The 17,069-nt window shown below is 72.4% G+C and carries 11 protein-coding genes; all 11 read left to right on the top strand.

Annotated features, from left to right (window positions below; all coding sequences use genetic code 11):
- The first annotated feature begins 147 nt into the window (after positions 1–147).
- The 11 genes from ACIGXJ_RS04420 to ACIGXJ_RS04370 all read left to right on the top strand — a co-directional run bounded on the left by ACIGXJ_RS04420 (position 148) and on the right by ACIGXJ_RS04370 (position 17,067).
- On the top strand, positions 148–1,290 hold the full coding sequence (locus tag ACIGXJ_RS04420) for a hypothetical protein (RefSeq protein WP_399641475.1): 1,143 nt from the start codon (positions 148–150) through the stop codon (positions 1,288–1,290).
- A 46-nt stretch (positions 1,291–1,336) separates the two neighbouring features.
- The gene (locus ACIGXJ_RS04415; RefSeq protein WP_399641473.1) at positions 1,337–2,119 is read left to right on the top strand and encodes a TIGR03936 family radical SAM-associated protein; all 783 of its coding nucleotides are present in this window, start codon (positions 1,337–1,339) and stop codon (positions 2,117–2,119) included.
- 263 nt (positions 2,120–2,382) lie between these two features.
- Positions 2,383–6,633 carry an Rne/Rng family ribonuclease gene (locus ACIGXJ_RS04410; RefSeq protein WP_399641471.1) on the top strand — a complete coding sequence of 1,417 codons (4,251 nt, stop codon included), beginning with the start codon at positions 2,383–2,385 and terminating at the stop codon, positions 6,631–6,633.
- Positions 6,634–6,889: 256 nt separating this feature from the next.
- Positions 6,890–7,210 (top strand): 50S ribosomal protein L21, encoded by a 321-nt coding sequence (rplU, locus tag ACIGXJ_RS04405; RefSeq protein ID WP_356685366.1) that lies wholly within the window; start codon positions 6,890–6,892, stop codon positions 7,208–7,210.
- Between the two features lie 14 nt (positions 7,211–7,224).
- Positions 7,225–7,479 (top strand): 50S ribosomal protein L27, encoded by a 255-nt coding sequence (rpmA, locus tag ACIGXJ_RS04400; protein ID WP_205384449.1) that lies wholly within the window; start codon positions 7,225–7,227, stop codon positions 7,477–7,479.
- Positions 7,480–7,680: 201 nt separating this feature from the next.
- On the top strand, positions 7,681–9,126 hold the full coding sequence (gene obgE, locus ACIGXJ_RS04395; protein WP_399641469.1) for a GTPase ObgE: 1,446 nt from the start codon (positions 7,681–7,683) through the stop codon (positions 9,124–9,126).
- Positions 9,127–9,645: 519 nt separating this feature from the next.
- Entirely contained in the window at positions 9,646–11,145 is a 1,500-nt protein-coding gene (locus ACIGXJ_RS04390; RefSeq protein WP_399641466.1) for an SDR family NAD(P)-dependent oxidoreductase, read from the top strand.
- 198 nt (positions 11,146–11,343) lie between these two features.
- The gene (locus ACIGXJ_RS04385) at positions 11,344–13,524 is read left to right on the top strand and encodes a hypothetical protein (RefSeq protein WP_399641465.1); all 2,181 of its coding nucleotides are present in this window, start codon (positions 11,344–11,346) and stop codon (positions 13,522–13,524) included.
- A 367-nt stretch (positions 13,525–13,891) separates the two neighbouring features.
- Entirely contained in the window at positions 13,892–15,019 is a 1,128-nt protein-coding gene (gene proB / locus ACIGXJ_RS04380; protein WP_399641463.1) for a glutamate 5-kinase, read from the top strand.
- A 196-nt stretch (positions 15,020–15,215) separates the two neighbouring features.
- Complete coding sequence (locus ACIGXJ_RS04375; protein ID WP_399642140.1) at positions 15,216–15,653, top strand: hypothetical protein; 438 nt, start codon at positions 15,216–15,218, stop codon at positions 15,651–15,653.
- A 127-nt stretch (positions 15,654–15,780) separates the two neighbouring features.
- Positions 15,781–17,067, top strand: coding sequence for a glutamate-5-semialdehyde dehydrogenase (locus ACIGXJ_RS04370; protein ID WP_399641461.1), 1,287 nt, complete (start codon positions 15,781–15,783; stop codon positions 17,065–17,067).
- Positions 17,068–17,069 lie beyond the last annotated feature (2 nt).

Here is a 17,069-nt window from a genome sequence, read left to right as displayed (position 1 = left end):
CTCAAGAGCGTGAAGGGCGTGAAACTCGACATCACCGGCTTCAACCGGACCGCCGGGTTCCGACCAGGTCTCGCGGGCCCGTGACACGGACGGGTGGCGTCGGGGCGGGGTGGGATCCATTTGCGGGTCCGGTGCGTCAAGACAGGTATGGAGTTCGAGAAATCGCCCGTGGGGCGGGACGTGCCGGCCCGTGGGCCGGATGGCCGGTCGGCTCCTGAGGGGTGTCTCGCCGTCGCGATCCGGGTGCCCGTCAGGGTCGTGGTCCTGGTGCTGGTCGTGCCGGTGCGCATGGTGTGGGACGCCCTTGTCGTGACCTGGCGGTTTCTGACGGACACCGTGTTCCGGCCGGTCGGGCGGGGGCTGTTGTGGGTCGGGCGGGCGCTGTTCGTCTGGCCGTTCGTGGCGCTGTGGCGGTATGCGGTCGTGCCCGTCGGCAAGGCACTCCTCTGGCCCGGGCGGATGCTGCTCGTCGTGCCGGCGGTGTGGCTGTACCGGGCCGTGCTCACGCCGGTCGGGCATGCCCTCGCCTGGGCGATACGGGGTGCCGGAGCCGGGATCGGGGCCGCGCTCGTCGGGGTGTACACGTGGGTGCTCGCGCCGGTCGGGCGGGGGATCGCGTGGGTGCTCAAGGGTCTCGGGGCGGCCGGGGCCGCGCTGTTCGCCGGGATCGCCTGGCTGGTGCGGTATCTGGTGGTCGTGCCGGCCGTGTGGCTGTACCGATGGGTGCTCGCGCCCGTCGGACGGGGCGTGGCCTGGTGCGCCGAGGGGCTGTGGTGGCTGCTCACCGCGATCGTCACCGGCATCGGGGTGGGGCTGTACTGGATCACCCGGGTCCTGCTGGTGCTGCCGGCGCTCGCGGTGTGGCGGTACCTGCTCGTGCCGGTGGGGCGGCTGCTGGCCGTCGTCGGACGGGAGGTCGCCGCCGCGCTCGGACACGCCTGGCGGGTGGCGGGACACATATCGCTGGCCGTCGGCCGGTTCCTCGCGACGCTCTTGCGGTGGATCTTCGTCGAGCCGGTGCGGTGGGTCTACCGCACGGTCCTCACCCCCGTCGGACATGTCGTACGGGACGCCGTCCTGCGGCCCGCCGCCGAGGCCGCCCGCAGCGTGCGCCGCGCGACCCGGCAGGCGCTCGCAGCGGCCCGGGACACCGCCCGGCAGGCCCGTGCCGACTTCCGCCGGATGCTGTTCGGGGAGCCCGGCAGAGCACCCGAGGTGGCCCGGCGGGAACCTGCCGGCCGCGAGACACGTACTCTAGGAAGCAGTACGACCGTTCTCACGAAGGACTAGGACACTGGGCAAGCGACAGCCTGAAGGCCCGCCGCCGGCACCCGCGGTGCAGCGCATCCGACTGCGTTACACCAAGCGCGGCCGCCTGAGGTTCACCAGCCACCGCGACTTCCAGCGCGCCTTCGAGCGGGCGCTGCGCCGCGCCGAGGTCCCCATGGCCTATTCGGCGGGCTTCACGCCCCACCCGAAGGTGTCCTACGCCAATGCCGCACCCACCGGCACGGGCAGTGAGGCGGAGTACCTGGAGATCGCGCTCACCGAAGCGCGTGACCCGGAGACCCTGCGCGTTCTCCTCGACGAGTCGCTGCCCCCGGGCCTCGACGTCGTCGACGCGGTCGAGGCCCGCACGTCGGGGCTCGCCGACCGGCTCTCGGCCTCCGTGTGGGAGCTGCGCCTGCCCGGCGTGGACCCCGCCGACGCGGCCCGTGCGGTCGCCGCCTTCAACGGCGCCGAGACCGTCGAGGTCCAGCGGATGACCAAGAACGGCGTCCGCACTTTCGACGCCCGCTCCGCGGTCGTCGGCCTGGAGAGCGCGGACGAAAGCACTGAAACGCACAGTTCGCCGGCTGATAGGCCGACCGACCAGCCCTGTGCGATACTGCGGCTGGTTGTTCGGCACGTGACGCCTGCCGTGCGACCCGACGACGTCCTGTCCGGTCTCCGCGCCGTGGCCGACCTGGCGCCGCCGGTCCCCGCAGCGGTGACCAGGCTGGCGCAGGGGCTGCTCGATGAAGAGACCGGCACGGTGACCGACCCGCTCGCGCCCGACCGCGAGGCAGCAGCGGCCCCACCGGCCGCTCCGACTGCCACCGCGAAGGCGCCGGCGTAAGGAAGGTCCCGCGAAGGGACGCACGTCGAAGCGCCGCCCTCGTACTCGGGAGCCACCTGGGTCGGGCAGCGCACCGACCACAAGACTTTCGCCAGGCCGTGCGCGACAAGGCGTACGGAACCGGCGAGACAGGACACAGAGAGCTCCCGTGCGGCGCCCGCGCCCCGGACGGCGGCACACGCGCACCGCGCGAGCCGCGGACGTCACCGGCCACCTGCCGGACCATGCGCGGCGCCCGGGAGCCTGACGGGAGATACGCCCGCATGCTCGAGCCGACCGAACCCACCACGGGTTCCGAACCGAACACCCCCAGCGACACCCTGCCGCCGCGCCGTCGGCGCCGTGCCGCATCGCGTCCGGCGGGTCCGCCGGCCGCCACCTCCGAGGCGTCGGCGGAGACCGTCGCTCCGGCCGTAGCGGCCGACGCGGAGCCGCAGACCGACCTCGACGTCGAGTCCGAGACCGACGCCGAGGAGACGGCTGCCGTGACCCCTGAAGCCGAAGAGACCGCCGCCGCGCCCGCGCCCGCCGCCGAGGAGGCCGCTCCGGCCGCCCGTCCGCGTCGGCGTGCGACGCGCCGTGCGTCCGCGCCCGCCGGTGCGCCGCAGGCCGCCGAGGTGGTCGTCGAGGCCACCGAGGAGACCCCCGCACCTGCCGCCGAGGCCGTCGAGGCGCCGGCCGCCGAGGAGGCCCCCGCCGCCCGTCCGCGCCGGCGCGCCACCCGCCGTGCCACCGCGCCCGCCGGGGCGCCGCAGGCCGAGACGGTCGTGACCCCGGAGGAGCCGGCCGAGCCGGCCGTCGCCGAGGCGCCCGCCCTCGACACCGCCGAGGCCGCCGCCGAGGAGGCCGCTCCGGCCGCCCGTCCGCGTCGGCGTGCGACGCGCCGTGCCACCGCGCCGACCGGTGCGCCCCAGGCGGAGGCCGCCGAGGAGCAGGCCGCCCCGGTCGTCGAGGCCGAGGCCCCCGCGCAGCCCGAGGCCGCCGAGGCCCCCACGCAGCCCGAGGCCGCCGAGGAGGCCGCTCCGCGCCGTACGCGTCGGCGTGCCACCCGGCGCACCGCCGCCCCGGAGGAGACCGCCGAGGTCCCGGTGACCGCCGAGACCCCCGTCGCGGCCGAGACCCCCGAGACGCCGGTCGCCGAGGCGGCCCCCGTGACCCAGGCCGCCGCGCCCGAGGCTCCCGCCGCCGAGCAGGAGGACGCCGCCGCACCGCGTCGCCGGCGCCGGGTCGTGCGCAAGGCCGCGACCGGGTTCGCCGAGCCCGCGCAGTCCGCCGCTCCCGCTGCCGCCGAGGCGGAGGCCGAGGAGAAGGCCGAGGAGAAGGCCGAGCCCGCGTCCCGCCGTCGCCCGGCGCGTCCCGCCGTCGCGGTGTTCCAGGCGCCCGTGTTCACCGAGCCGAAGTTCCAGACGCCCGAGCGGGCCGCCGCCGAAGCGGCCGCGGAGTCCGCGGAGGAGCCCGAGGCCGTCGAGGCCGAGGAGCTCGCCGAGGAGCCGGCCGCCCCGCGCCGCCGTCGCCGCCGCCGGGGCACCGGCTACGGCGACGAGACCGAGACCACCGTCGAGACCGCGGCCGCGCCCGCCGTCGAGGAGGAGCCGGAGGAGGCCGAGGAGGCCGCCGAGGACTTCGCCGACGGTGAGGAGGAGTCCGAGGAGACCGGTTCGCGCCGTCGCCGTCGCCGCGGTGGCCGTCGCCGCCGCCGTGGTGACTCCGCCGACGCCGAGTCCGGCGAGCCCGGTGACGCCGAGCCCGAGGAGCTCGCCGCCGAGCAGGCCGCGCAGGACGCCGAGGACACCGCCGAGCAGGAGGAAGAGGACGCCGAGGACCAGGGCGACGAGCCCGGCGGGTCCAGCTCCTCCAGCCGTCGCCGCCGGCGGCGCCGTCGCCGCGCCGGGGACACCGCCGCCGACATCGAGCCCGGCGAGGGCGACCCGGAGCGCACCGTCGTCAAGGTCCGCGAGCCCCGTCCGAAGGCCGAGCCGTCCGACGAGGTGCAGTCCATCAAGGGCTCCACCCGTCTGGAGGCCAAGAAGCAGCGCCGCCGCGAGGGTCGCGAGCAGGGCCGCCGCCGCGTGCCGATCATCACCGAGGCCGAGTTCCTCGCCCGCCGAGAGGCCGTCGAGCGCGTGATGGTCGTCCGCCAGCACGGCGACCGCACCCAGATCGGCGTCCTCGAGGACAACGTGCTCGTCGAGCACTACGTCAACAAGGAGCAGTCGACGTCGTACGTCGGCAACGTCTACCTGGGCAAGGTCCAGAACGTGCTGCCGTCGATGGAGGCCGCCTTCATCGACATCGGCAAGGGCCGCAACGCCGTCCTGTACGCCGGTGAGGTCAACTTCGAGGCGCTGGGCATGGCCAACGGCCCGCGCCGCATCGAGTCCGCCCTGAAGTCCGGCCAGTCCGTGCTCGTCCAGGTCACCAAGGACCCGATCGGGCACAAGGGCGCGCGTCTGACCAGCCAGGTCTCGCTGCCGGGCCGTTACCTCGTGTACGTCCCCGAGGGCTCGATGACCGGCATCAGCCGCAAGCTGCCCGACACCGAGCGGGCGCGGCTGAAGACCATCCTCAAGAAGATCGTCCCCGAGGACGCGGGCGTCATCGTGCGCACCGCCGCCGAGGGCGCGAGCGAGGACGAGCTGCGCCGCGACGTCGAGCGTCTGCAGGCGCAGTGGGAGGACATCCAGAAGAAGGCCAAGAGCGGCAACGCCCCGACGCTGCTCTACGGCGAGCCGGACATGACCGTCCGGGTCGTGCGCGACATCTTCAACGAGGACTTCTCCAAGGTCATCGTCAGCGGTGACGAGGCCTGGCAGACCATCCACGGCTACGTCTCGCACGTCGCCCCCGACCTGGCCGACCGGCTGTCCAGGTGGACCAGTGAGGTCGACGTCTTCGCGACGTACCGGATCGACGAGCAGCTCGCCAAGGCGCTGGACCGCAAGGTCTGGCTGCCCAGCGGTGGCTCGCTGGTGATCGACAAGACCGAGGCCATGGTCGTGATCGACGTCAACACCGGCAAGTTCACCGGCCAGGGCGGCAACCTCGAAGAGACCGTGACCAGGAACAACCTGGAGGCGGCCGAGGAGATCGTGCGCCAGCTGCGGCTGCGCGACCTCGGCGGCATCGTGGTCATCGACTTCATCGACATGGTCCTGGAGTCAAACCGCGACCTGGTGCTGCGCCGCCTGCTCGAATGCCTGGGCCGGGACCGTACGAAGCACCAGGTGGCCGAGGTGACCTCGCTGGGTCTGGTGCAGATGACCCGTAAGCGGGTCGGCCAGGGTCTGCTGGAGTCGTTCTCGGAGACCTGCGTCCACTGCAACGGACGCGGTGTCATCGTGCACATGGACCAGGCGACCGCGGCGGGCGGCGGCGGCAAGCGCCGTAAGCGCGCCCGCGCCGGTGCCGACCACGAGCACGAGGCCGTGGCCGTCGAGCCGGCGGTGACCGTCGAGCAGGAGGCCGAGGCCGAGGAGACCGAGACGCCGGCCGAGGTCGCCGCCGAGGTCGCTCAGCCGGTCGAGCTGCCCGCGCCCGACTTCACGCCGGACGAGGAGCTGTACAGCAGCGTCGCCGAGGCGGAGGCCGCCGCGGGCCGTGGCCGTAGCCGTCGCCGGGCGAGCCGCAGGGCGTCGGCCCCGGCGGGTGCGCCCAAGGCGGAGGCCGTCTCCAAGCGCGAGCAGCGCGCGGAGCGTCAGGCCGCCGCCGCGGCGGAGGCCGCTGTGCCGACCGCCCAGCAGGTGACGGTCGCCGAGGAGGTGGCGCGTCCGGTGCAGCCGGAGTCCGCCGCCCAGGCGCAGTCCGAGCCGGCCGCCGTCGAGGACCCGACGCTGCACGCCGCGCCGGCCGCCGAGGAGGCAGCGCCCAAGGGCCGTACGCGCCGTCGCGCCACCCGCAAGGTGTCCGCGCCGGCCGGTTCGCCCGCGGGTGCGGAGGCCGCCGTGGTCACGGTCGAGCCGGCCGCGCCGGTGACGCCGCCTCAGCCGGAGCCCCAGCCGGAGGCCCCCGTGGCCGCCGAGCCGGCCCCGGTCGCCGAGGCGCCCGAGGAGAGCGCCGCCCCGGCCCGTCCGCGGCGCCGGGCCGTGCGCAAGGCCACCGCGCCGACCGCGCCGGAGGAGGCCGCCGTGGTGGTCCTCCCCGCGGCGGAGGCCCCCGCGGCACCGGCCGCTGAGGCCGAGGCCCCCGCAGCCGGGGCCGCCGCGGCCGAAGCCGTCGTGGAGGCGCCGGAAGCCGTCGAGGCCCCCGCGGGTGCCGAGGAGGCGGCCGAGGCCGTCGAGGAGGCCGCCCCGGCCAAGAAGGCTGCCGCGCGCAAGACGGCGAAGAAGGCCACCGCGAAGAAGGCGGCCACCAAGAAGACGGCGACGGCCAAGAAGACCGTCGCCAAGAAGACGACGGCGAAGAAGGCGACGGCGGCCAAGAAGGCCACCGCCACCAAGAAGACCGCGTCGAAGAAGACCGTGGCGGCGGAGCAGCAGACGCAGCCCACCGTCACGGCCTCCACCGACGAGGGCTGAGCGCGACGGCCGTCGGGCGGGCGTCCTGATCGAGGGACGCCCGCCCGGCGTGACCGACCGCACGCCCGCGGGGCCCGGCCCGGTTTGACCCCCTCGGCCGCTGCCCCGTAACCTTGGCCGTCGGCGTGTCCATCGAGCACGCCACATCCCCGTAAACCTCTTCCTCCCGGGCACACGGTGGTCGGGAGAGGTCGTCCGCGCTGTCCGCCGGGCGGCTGGCCTGCGGGGTGCCGTTCCGAGCGAAAGAGAGATCCGCGTGTACGCCATCGTGCGCAGCGGCGGTCGCCAGCACAAGGTTGCTGTCGGCGACGTCGTCGAGGTTGACAAGATTTCCACCGCCAAGGTTGGCGACACGGTCGAGCTCTCGACCCTGCTCGTTGTCGACGGCGACGCCGTGACCAGCGACCCGTGGGTGCTGGCCGGCATCAAGGTCCAGGCCGAGGTCGTGGACCACCACAAGGGCCAGAAGATCGACATTCTGCGCTACAAGAACAAGACGGGCTACCGCCGTCGCCAGGGTCACCGCCAGCAGTACACGGCGATCAAGGTCACGTCCATCCCGACGGCCGCGAAGTAAAGAGGGACTGAGCAATGGCACACAAGAAGGGCGCATCGTCCACCCGGAACGGTCGCGACTCCAACGCCCAGCGGCTCGGCGTGAAGCGCTTCGGCGGTCAGGTCGTGAACGCCGGTGAGATCCTGATCCGTCAGCGCGGCACGCACTTCCACCCGGGTGCGGGCGTCGGCCGTGGCGGCGACGACACGCTGTTCGCCCTGCAGGCCGGTGCGGTGCAGTTCGGCACCCACCGTGGCCGCAAGGTCGTGAACATCGTCCCGGTCGCCTGAATCGCCTGATTCACGGTTTCGGCCTGAACGTCTGATTCACGGTTTCGACCTGAACGCCTGGTTCTGAACATCCGTTCTGAACTCGTTCCGCGAGGCGGACCTCACTTCCCGGTCGGGAAGGCGGGTCCGCCTTTCGCGTGTTGTTGTTGAACAAGCGCAACACGCAGCAGAGAATCCCGCTCGTATCTGGAGGCACCCACCATGACCACCTTCGTGGACCGCGTCGAACTGCACGTCGCCGCGGGTAGCGGAGGTCACGGCTGTGCCTCCGTCCACCGCGAGAAGTTCAAGCCGCTCGGCGGCCCGGACGGCGGCAACGGCGGGCGGGGCGGTGACGTCATCCTGACCGTCGACCAGTCCGTGACCACGCTGCTCGAGTACCACCACTCGCCGCACCGCAAGGCCACCAACGGCAAGCCCGGCGAGGGCGGCAACCGCTCCGGCAAGGACGGCCAGGACCTGATCCTGCCCGTGCCGGACGGCACCGTGGTCCTCGACAAGCAGGGCAACGTCCTCGCCGACCTGGTCGGACACGGCACCTCCTACATCGCCGCGCAGGGCGGCCGGGGCGGGCTCGGCAACGCCGCGCTGGCCTCCGCCCGCCGCAAGGCGCCCGGCTTCGCGCTGCTCGGTGAGCCGGGCGACCTGCAGGACATCGTCCTGGAGCTGAAGACCGTCGCCGACGTGGCGCTGGTGGGCTACCCGAGCGCGGGCAAGTCCTCGCTGATCTCGGTGCTGTCCGCGGCCAAGCCGAAGATCGCCGACTACCCCTTCACCACCCTCGTGCCGAACCTGGGCGTGGTGACGGCCGGCAACACCGTCTACACCATCGCCGACGTGCCGGGTCTGATCCCGGGCGCCAGCCAGGGCAAGGGCCTGGGCCTGGAGTTCCTGCGGCACGTGGAGCGCTGCTCGGTGCTGGTGCACGTGCTGGACACCGCGACGCTGGAGTCCGACCGCGACCCGGTCTCCGACCTGGACGTCATCGAGGCGGAGCTCAGGCAGTACGGCGGGCTGGACAACCGGCCGCGGATCGTCGTGCTGAACAAGATCGACGTGCCGGACGGCAAGGACCTCGCCGAGATGGTGCGGCCGGACCTGGAGTCGCGCGGCTACCGCGTCTTCGAGGTCTCCGCGGTCGCGCACATCGGCCTGAAGGAGCTGTCCTTCGCGCTGGCCGACCTGGTCGGCCGGGCGCGTGCCGCGAAGCCCAAGGAAGAGGCGACCCGGATCGTCATCCGGCCCAAGGCCGTGGACGACGCGGGCTTCACCGTCGTACGCGAAGAGGTCGGCGGCGAGCCGCTGTTCCGGGTGCGCGGCGAGAAGCCGGAGCGCTGGGTGCGGCAGACCGACTTCAACAACGACGAGGCCGTCGGTTACCTCGCCGACCGGCTCAACCGCCTCGGTGTCGAGGAGGAGCTGATGAAGGCCGGTGCCCGCTCGGGCGACGGCGTCGCCATCGGTCCCGAGGACAACGCGGTCGTCTTCGACTGGGAGCCGTCGGTCATGGCCGGCGCCGAGATGCTGGGCCGGCGCGGTGAGGACCACCGCCTCGACACGGCGCGGCCCGCGGCGCAGCGGCGCCGGGACAAGCAGGCCGAACGCGACGAGGCGCAGCAGGAGTTCGACGACTTCGAGCCCTTCTAGAGGCCTCGGCGTGTCGGGCGGTCCGCGTTCTGCGCGGGCCGCCCGTTTTCGTCGCCCGGACCGGCCGCGGGGGGACGCGGACGGGCCCGGCGTGCGGTGCGGGTCGGGTGAGCCGTACGGGCGACGTGGACCTGTGAGCCGTACGGGCGACTTCCCGGTCGGCGGGGGCGTCGTACGAGAAGTCGAATGCGGTGGAATCGAGTTGCAGAATTCCGCGGGAATCGCCCGTACGGGCGCGCCGCGTTCTCGGCATGTACGCAACGAACCGGTGCGGTATATGAAGAACACCTGCACCGGGGCGCCATGGAGTGAAGATCCGTTTCCGCCAAGGGGAGTGGAGTAACTCACAGGAATTCCATGGCCTTCGCTCGGTAATGATCCGCCGGACCGTCAATCGCCGTGAGCCCAAGGTGAATGGCAGGTTGCGTGTGCATATGAGCTGAAGGACACCCGCCTTGCATCGCGGTGACGGAGAGTGGGACGATTTCGAAGTCCCTGTCGCCCCGAGGTAGGTCACCTGTGTCCCAGCCGCTAGCCAAACCCCGTACGACCGCCGTCATCCTCGCCGGTGGTACCGGTCAGCGCGTGGGTCTGTCGATCCCCAAGCAGCTGTTGAAGATCGCCGGCAAGGCGGTCATCGAGCACACCCTGACCTCCTTCGAGAAGGCGGATTCCGTCGACGACGTCATCGTGCTGATGGCGCCCGGCTATGTGCCCGACGTCGAGCGGATCGTCGCCAAGGCCGGCTTCCGGAAAGTCCGCCGGATCATCGAGGGCGGCGCCACCCGCAACGAGACCACCGAGCGCGCCATCGCGGCCCTGGGCGAGGGGCTGGCCGAGGGCGAGGACCTCAACGTCCTGTTCCACGACGCCGTACGCCCGCTGCTGTCACAGCGCGTCATCGACGACTGTGTCGCCGCGCTGGAGCGCTACCAGGCCGTCGACGTCGCGATCCCGTCCGCGGACACGATCATCGTGACGCGTACGCACGGCGAGGACGGCGAGTTCATCACCGAGATCCCGGACCGTTCCCGGCTGCGCCGCGGCCAGACCCCGCAGGCGTTCAAGCTGTCCACGATCCGCCACGCCTACGAGATCGCCGCGGGGGACCCGCACTTCCAGGCCACCGACGACTGCTCCGTCGTACTGAAATATCTGCCGGACGTGCCCATCCACGTCGTGGCGGGTGACGAGTACAACATGAAGGTCACCCAGCCCGTCGACGTCTTCATCGCCGACAAGCTCTTCCAGCTCGGCTCCACCGCCGCGCCCGAGCCGACCGGCGAGGACGCCTACCGCGAACTGCTGACCGGCAAGACCGTCGTCGTCTTCGGCGGTTCCTACGGCATCGGCAGGGACATCGCCGAGCTCGCCGGGTCCTACGGCGCCCAGGTGTACGCGCTCGGCCGCTCCACCACCGGCACCCATGTGGAGAACCCCGAGGAGGTGGACGACGCGCTGTCCAAGGCGTACGCCGAGACCGGGCGCGTCGACTACGTCGTCAACACCGCGGGCGTCCTGCGCATCGGCAAACTCGCCGAGACCGACAACGCCGCCATTCAGGAGGCCCTGCGGGTGAACTATCTCGCCCCGGTGCAGATCGCGCGGTCGGCGTACAAATACCTCGCCGAGACCAAGGGGCAGCTGCTGCTGTACACCTCCAGCAGTTACACCCGCGGCCGCGCCGAATACAGCCTGTACTCCTCCACCAAGGCGGCCATGGTGAATCTCACCCAGGCGCTGGCGGACGAGTGGGCCGTGGACGGCGTCCGGGTCAACTGCATCAACCCCGAGCGCACCGCCACGCCGATGCGGACGAAGGCTTTCGGGCAGGAGCCGGCGGACAGTCTGCTGTCCCCCGAGGCCGTCGCCCGCACCTCCCTCGACGTGCTGCTGTCCGAGCTCACGGGGCATGTCATCGACGTCCGGCAGCAGGATCCGACGGCCGCCGCGGGCAAGGCCTCCGGCTTCGAGCAGGCGCTGGCCAGCGTCCTCGATCGCCAGGACGGCGTGGCATAATCGAGATCAATTAGCCTTCTTTCATTTCAGGCCTCTGTGATGTCCGTTCGGGAGTCGTTCGGAAAGCATTCGCAGGGGCCTGAATCCGTAAATTTCGGGAAAGTCCACCTCATGTTTTTCCGATTTTACGGAGGCCGGCGGAAGTCGGTCGACGGACGCAGGATTTTTACAACAGGTACCCCACAGAGCAGGTTCTCCGTGATAACCACCGCTATTCGCGTAGCCCGGGTCGGCAGCGCGGCCGAGCTGGCCGCAGCGGTCCTCCTGACGCTGGCCTTCCCGGCACTGATGGTGGCCGCGCTCGTGCCGAGCGTGCCCGCCTTCGTCGCCGCGGCCGCCGTGACGTACCTGGCGGACCACTATCTGCACCGCAAGGGCAGCTATCTGGTCAACCGGCTCAGCAAGGTGCGCGCGGGTCTGTCGATCCGGTTCCTGATCCGGCAGCTGCTCCTCGTCCTGCTGCTGTCCCGGCTGGACCTGTCGGACAGTGTGATCTTCTACAGCACGGTCGCCTGCTTCATCGCGTTCTACGGCCTCCAGGCCCCGCACGGCGCCCTGGTCACCCTGATCCGCAACCGCCGCCGGCTGCCGGTCGCCACCCGCAACGTCGACCTCGCCTCGCGCATCCGCATCCCCGACGCCCCGCCGCGCGTCCTGCTGCACCGCTCCGCGGAGAAGGTGCTCCACCTCGACCTGTTCGCGGTCGTCGGGATACTGCTCGCCGCGGGCACCGGGAACACCACGGTCGGCGTCATCGGCATCGTCCTCACGCTGGTGCTGGCCGCCGCCTACGACCTCGCCCTCGCGCCGTACGTGCGCGGCGAAAGGATCCCGCCGAACGCCGAGAAGGTGCTGGCCGCCGTCGACGACTGGCTGCGCGAGTACCGGCCCGGGACGGTGCTGTACTTCTCCGGCTCCAAGGACTCCGCCTACCAGGTCAACATGTGGCTGGAGACCATGGAGCAGCTGGACTCCACCCCGCTGATCATCCTGCGTGAGCGCACGATAATGGAGCGTCTCGCGCCCACCACCGTGCCCGTGATCTGCGTGCCCGGCGGGGTTCATCTGATGAACATGGACCTGTCGAGCGTGCGGGTCGCGCTGTACGCGGCGAACGTCGGCAAGAACATCCACATGCTCCGCGTGCCCACCATGAAGCACGTCTTCATCGGGCACGGCGACAGCGACAAGATCGCCAGCGTCAACCCCTTCAGCAAGGTCTACGACGAGGTGTGGACCGCCGGACGAGCGGGCCGCGACCGCTATGCCATAGCGGATGTCGGCGTACGCGACGACGACATCGTCGAGGTCGGCCGCCCCCAGCTCGCGCCCATCCGGACCCGGCAGGGCGTGCCGGACGGCCGTATGCCCACCGTCCTGTACGCACCCACCTGGGAGGGCTGGGACGACAACCCCGGCAACACCTCGCTCGTGCTGGCCGGCGAGAACATCGTCAGGGCGCTCGTGCAGGCCGACCCGCCGGTCCGCGTCCTGTACAAGCCGCACCCCTTCACCGGCATGGTCAGCCCCCAGGCCAAGGCCGCCCACCAGCGCATCACCGCCCTCGTCGAGCAGGCCGCCGCCGAGCGCGCGGCGGCCCTCGCCGTCGACGCCGCCGCGGAGGCCACCGCGGAGGCGCAGGCGCACGCGCGTGCCGAGCTGGCCCGCATCGAGGCCCGCCTCGCCGAGCTGACCGGCTCCACCGAGGCCCGCGACGAGGCCGAGGCCACGCGGGACGGACTCGTCGACGTCGAGCGGCACCAGGAGATCGCCCGGCTGCGCACCGAGTGGAACGCCGCGTACTGGAGATCCTTCCCCGCCTGGGAGCACCGGGTCATCTCGGGCGCCGAGCCGCCTCTGTACGACTGCTTCAACGTCTCCGACGCGATGGTCTCCGACATCTCCTCCGTCGTCTCCGACTTCATCGCCAGCGGCAAGCCGTACGCCGTCACCGACTCGGCGGGGCTCGGCGCGGAGGAGTTCAAGCGGCAGAACACCGCCGTGCGGGCCGCGGTGATCCTCTCCAACAGCGCCGCCGAGCTGGGCGCCCTGCTGGACGCCGTACGCGATCCGGCGGCGGACCCGCTGGCCGAGGAGCGGGCCGAGCTCAAGCGGTACCTGCTCGGACCGGACGAGCCGAGGTCCATCGACCGGTTCAACACCGCCGTGGCGAACCTCGCGCTGAAGGCGGAGAGCCGGAACCTGGGACAGACCGCTCGGGCCGCCGGTGCGGGGGCGGATGTCGAGGCCGGCGCTGAGGTCGACGCCGAGGCCGAGGTCGAGGCCGGGGCTGCGGCCGGGGTCGACGCCGAGGTGGTGACGGAGATGGCCGATGTCCTTCCCGGGCAGCCGGAGGGACAGGGGCCGGTGGCCGGCTGAGGCGGGCTGGTCCCTCGCGCGGCTCGGACTCGGGCTGAGGTGGCGCGGGTTGCGCGGGTTGCGCGCCTGTGGGCCGGTCGGGGGTGGTGCGGGCTCGGTCGGGGGTGGTGCGGGCTCGCTGTGGGGGCCTAGGGCTCGGCTGCGGGCCGGCCGGGGGCGGCCGTAGGTTGGATACGGGCCGACGGCGGTATGCGGGCCGAACGTGCGTGGTCGGCGGGCTGGAACGCGCGTCGTCGGCGGGCTGGACGGTGTGTCGGCTGCCGTCGCCTGGTGGTTTCGCAGGGTGGAACTCCCGCGCGTGCGTCGTTCCCCTTCGCGTACATTGCGGGCGGAGTGATCCAAGAGCTGTGAGGGGACGGAAAAGCGAGTGTCAGGGGCAAGGCAGGCCGTGCGCGAGGCCCACAGGATCGTCGTCAAGGTGGGCTCCTCCTCGCTGACCACCGCCTCCGGCGGGCTCGACGCCGACCGGGTCGACGCGCTCGTCGACGTCCTCGCCAAGAGCCGCAGCGGGGGTGAGAAGGAGATCGTGCTGGTCTCCTCCGGTGCCATCGCCGCCGGGCTCGCCCCGCTGGGACTGCGCCGCCGGCCCAAGGACCTCGCGCGGCAGCAGGCCGCCGCCAGCGTCGGCCAGGGCCTGCTGGTCGCCCGGTACACCGCCTCCTGCGCCCGCTACGGCATCCGCGTCGGCCAGGTGCTGCTCACCTCCGACGACATGAGCCGTCGCGCCCACCACCGCAACGCCTCCCGCACCCTGGACAAGCTCCTGGCGATGGGCGCGCTGCCCATCGTCAACGAGAACGACACCGTCGCCACGGACGAGATCCGCTTCGGCGACAACGACCGGCTGGCCGCCCTCGTGGCCCACCTGGTGCGCGCCGACCTGCTGGTGCTGCTGTCCGACGTGGACGGGGTGTACGACGGCGACCCGAGCAAGCCCGGCACCTCGCGGATCGCCGAGGTGCGCGGGCCCGCCGACCTGGAGCACGTCGAGATCGGCAGCGCGGGCAAGGCCGGCGTCGGCACCGGCGGCATGGTCACCAAGGTGGAGGCGGCCCGCATCGCCGCCGCGGCCGGCATCCCCGTCGTCCTCACCAGCGCCGTCCACGCCGCCGACGCCCTCACCGGGCAGGACACCGGCACCTACTTCCACCCCACCGGCAAGCGCTCCGCCGACCGGCTGCTGTGGCTCCAGCACGCCTCCGCCCCGCAGGGCGCGCTCACCCTCGACGACGGGGCCGTACGGGCCGTCGTACAGGGCCGCAAGTCGCTGCTGCCGGCCGGTATCGCCGCCGTCGAGGGCGACTTCAGCGCCGGTGACCCGGTCGAGCTGCGCGACGGGCGCGGACACGCGGTCGCCCGCGGGCTCGTCAACTTCGACGCCAAGGAGATCCCCCGTCTGATCGGCCGGTCCACGCACGAGCTGGCGGCCGAGCTGGGACCGGCGTACGAACGCGAGGTCGTACACAGGGACGACCTCGTCGTCCTGCACCCGTAAAAGAGCCGAATCCTCCGCCCCCGGCGGGGGACGTTCCGCAAAACCGCCCCACAGAGGCTTGCGGCCTGCTCAACTTTGTGTGAGGGACGCGTTCCGGGAGCAGTTTCGCCCGGGCGCGGCATGGGCCCGTCGGGCGAAGCCCGGTCGTTTCCGGGCGGCCCCGGCACTGCGGAGTAAGGAGGCCGTCGTGAGACGAGTGCGCCCTGGGGCGGCGGCGTCCCGCGCGGCCGGCGAGGAGCGCGCCCTGACCAGCGTGGCGGCGGGCGACCGGTACGAGGGGGAGCAGGCCGACCTGCCCAGGCTGTGGCACGTCACCCTCAGCGTCTCCGGCGAACCCGCCCCGCTGAAGGAGGTGCGCAGGGCGCTGGAGCAGCTCGCCCACGATCACCCCTTTCTGCTGACCAGCCGGTACGCCGACGACCACGCCGAGATCCGGTACTGGGAAGAGGCCCGCGATCTGCACGACGCCGCGGCGGTCGCGCTGCGCCTGTGGGGCGAGCACCGGCAGACCGCGGGGTTGCCGCCCTGGGAGATCGTGGGGCTCGAGGTCATCGACCGGGACACGTACCACCAGCGGATCTCGGAGGGATACGGGCCGCGGCCGGCCACGCCGGTGGGAGTGCACCCCTACTGACCCCGACAGGGTTCGCGAGACCGATGCGACGGCGCCCGGGGGCGCTGGGGCACATCCGGCGCGGACCCGTGTCTCGGGCTGTGGGACATCACGTGGAAGGGCGCTCGCGGCGCACTACCCTTTCTGCATGACCACGCTCTCCCCGTACGACTCCATGTCCCCGGTCACCCAGGCCGCCTACCGGGCCAAGGCCGCCGCCGCCACGCTCGCGCCGCTGCCGCGGGCGGACAAGGACGACGCGCTGCTCGCCGTCGCGGACGCGCTGGAGGTCCGCACGAGCGAGATCGTCGAGGCCAACGCCCTGGACCTCGCCAAGGCCCGTGAGAACGGCATGAGCGAGGGCATGATCGACCGGCTCACCCTCACCCCGGAGCGGGTGCGGGCCATCGCCGCCGACGTGCGCGACGTCGCCGCCCTGCCCGACCCGGTCGGCGAGGTCGTCCGCGGCTCCACCCTCCCCAACGGCATCGACCTGCGCCAGGTCCGCGTACCCCTCGGTGTCGTCGGCATCATCTACGAGGGCCGCCCCAACGTCACCGTCGACGCCGCCGCCCTGTGCCTGAAGTCCGGCAACGCCGTCCTGCTGCGCGGCTCGTCCTCGGCGTACCAGTCGAACACCGCCCTGGTGCGCGTCCTGCGCGACGCCGTGGGCGGGGCCGGGCTGCCCGCCGACGCCATCCAGCTGGTGCCCGGCGAGAGCCGCGACAGCGTACGCGAGCTGATGCGCGCCCGCGGCCTGGTCGACGTGCTGATCCCGCGCGGCGGCGCGTCCCTGATCAACACCGTCGTCCAGGAGTCCGTCGTCCCGGTCATCGAGACCGGCACCGGCAACTGCCACGTCTACGTCGACGCCCAGGCCGACCTCGACATGGCCGTCGACATCCTGATCAACTCCAAGGCCCAGCGCGTCGGCGTCTGCAACGCCGCCGAGACCCTCCTGGTCCACCAGGACATCGCCGCCGAGTTCCTGCCGCGCGCCCTGGACGCCCTCGCCGACGCCGGGGTGACCGTGCACGCCGACGAGCGCGTCATGGCCTACGCCAAGGACTCCCGCGCCACCGTCGTCGAGGCCACCGCGGAGGACTGGGAGACCGAGTACCTGTCCTACGACATCGCCGCCGCGGTCGTCGACTCGCTCGACCGGGCCGTGGAGCACATCCGGCTGTGGACCTCCGGCCACACCGAGGCCATCGTCACCACCTCGCAGCAGGCCGCCCGCCGCTTCACCCAGTTGGTCGACTCCACCACGGTCGCCGTGAACGCCTCCACGCGCTTCACCGACGGCGGCCAGTTCGGCTTCGGCGCGGAGATCGGCATCTCCACCCAGAAGCTGCACGCCCGTGGCCCGATGGGCCTGCCGGAGCTCACCAGCACGAAGTACATCGTGACCGGCGACGGACACGTACGGCGCTGATC

The sequence above is a fragment of the Streptomyces sp. NPDC053367 genome (genome assembly GCF_044545925.1).
GTDB lineage: Bacteria > Actinomycetota > Actinomycetes > Streptomycetales > Streptomycetaceae > Streptomyces.
This window is presented reverse-complemented; position numbering and strand designations above follow the sequence as displayed.

What these genes read in the sequence shown, in the direction of transcription:
- ACIGXJ_RS04420 (WP_399641475.1), top strand. Translation starts at nt 148, where the DNA reads ATGGAGTTCGAGAAATCGCCCGTGGGGCGGGACGTGCCGGCCCGTGGG.
- ACIGXJ_RS04410 (WP_399641471.1), top strand. Translation starts at nt 2,383, where the DNA reads ATGCTCGAGCCGACCGAACCCACCACGGGTTCCGAACCGAACACCCCC.
- rpmA (WP_205384449.1), top strand. Translation starts at nt 7,225, where the DNA reads ATGGCACACAAGAAGGGCGCATCGTCCACCCGGAACGGTCGCGACTCC.
- obgE (WP_399641469.1), top strand. Translation starts at nt 7,681, where the DNA reads ATGACCACCTTCGTGGACCGCGTCGAACTGCACGTCGCCGCGGGTAGC.
- ACIGXJ_RS04370 (WP_399641461.1), top strand. Translation starts at nt 15,781, where the DNA reads ATGACCACGCTCTCCCCGTACGACTCCATGTCCCCGGTCACCCAGGCC.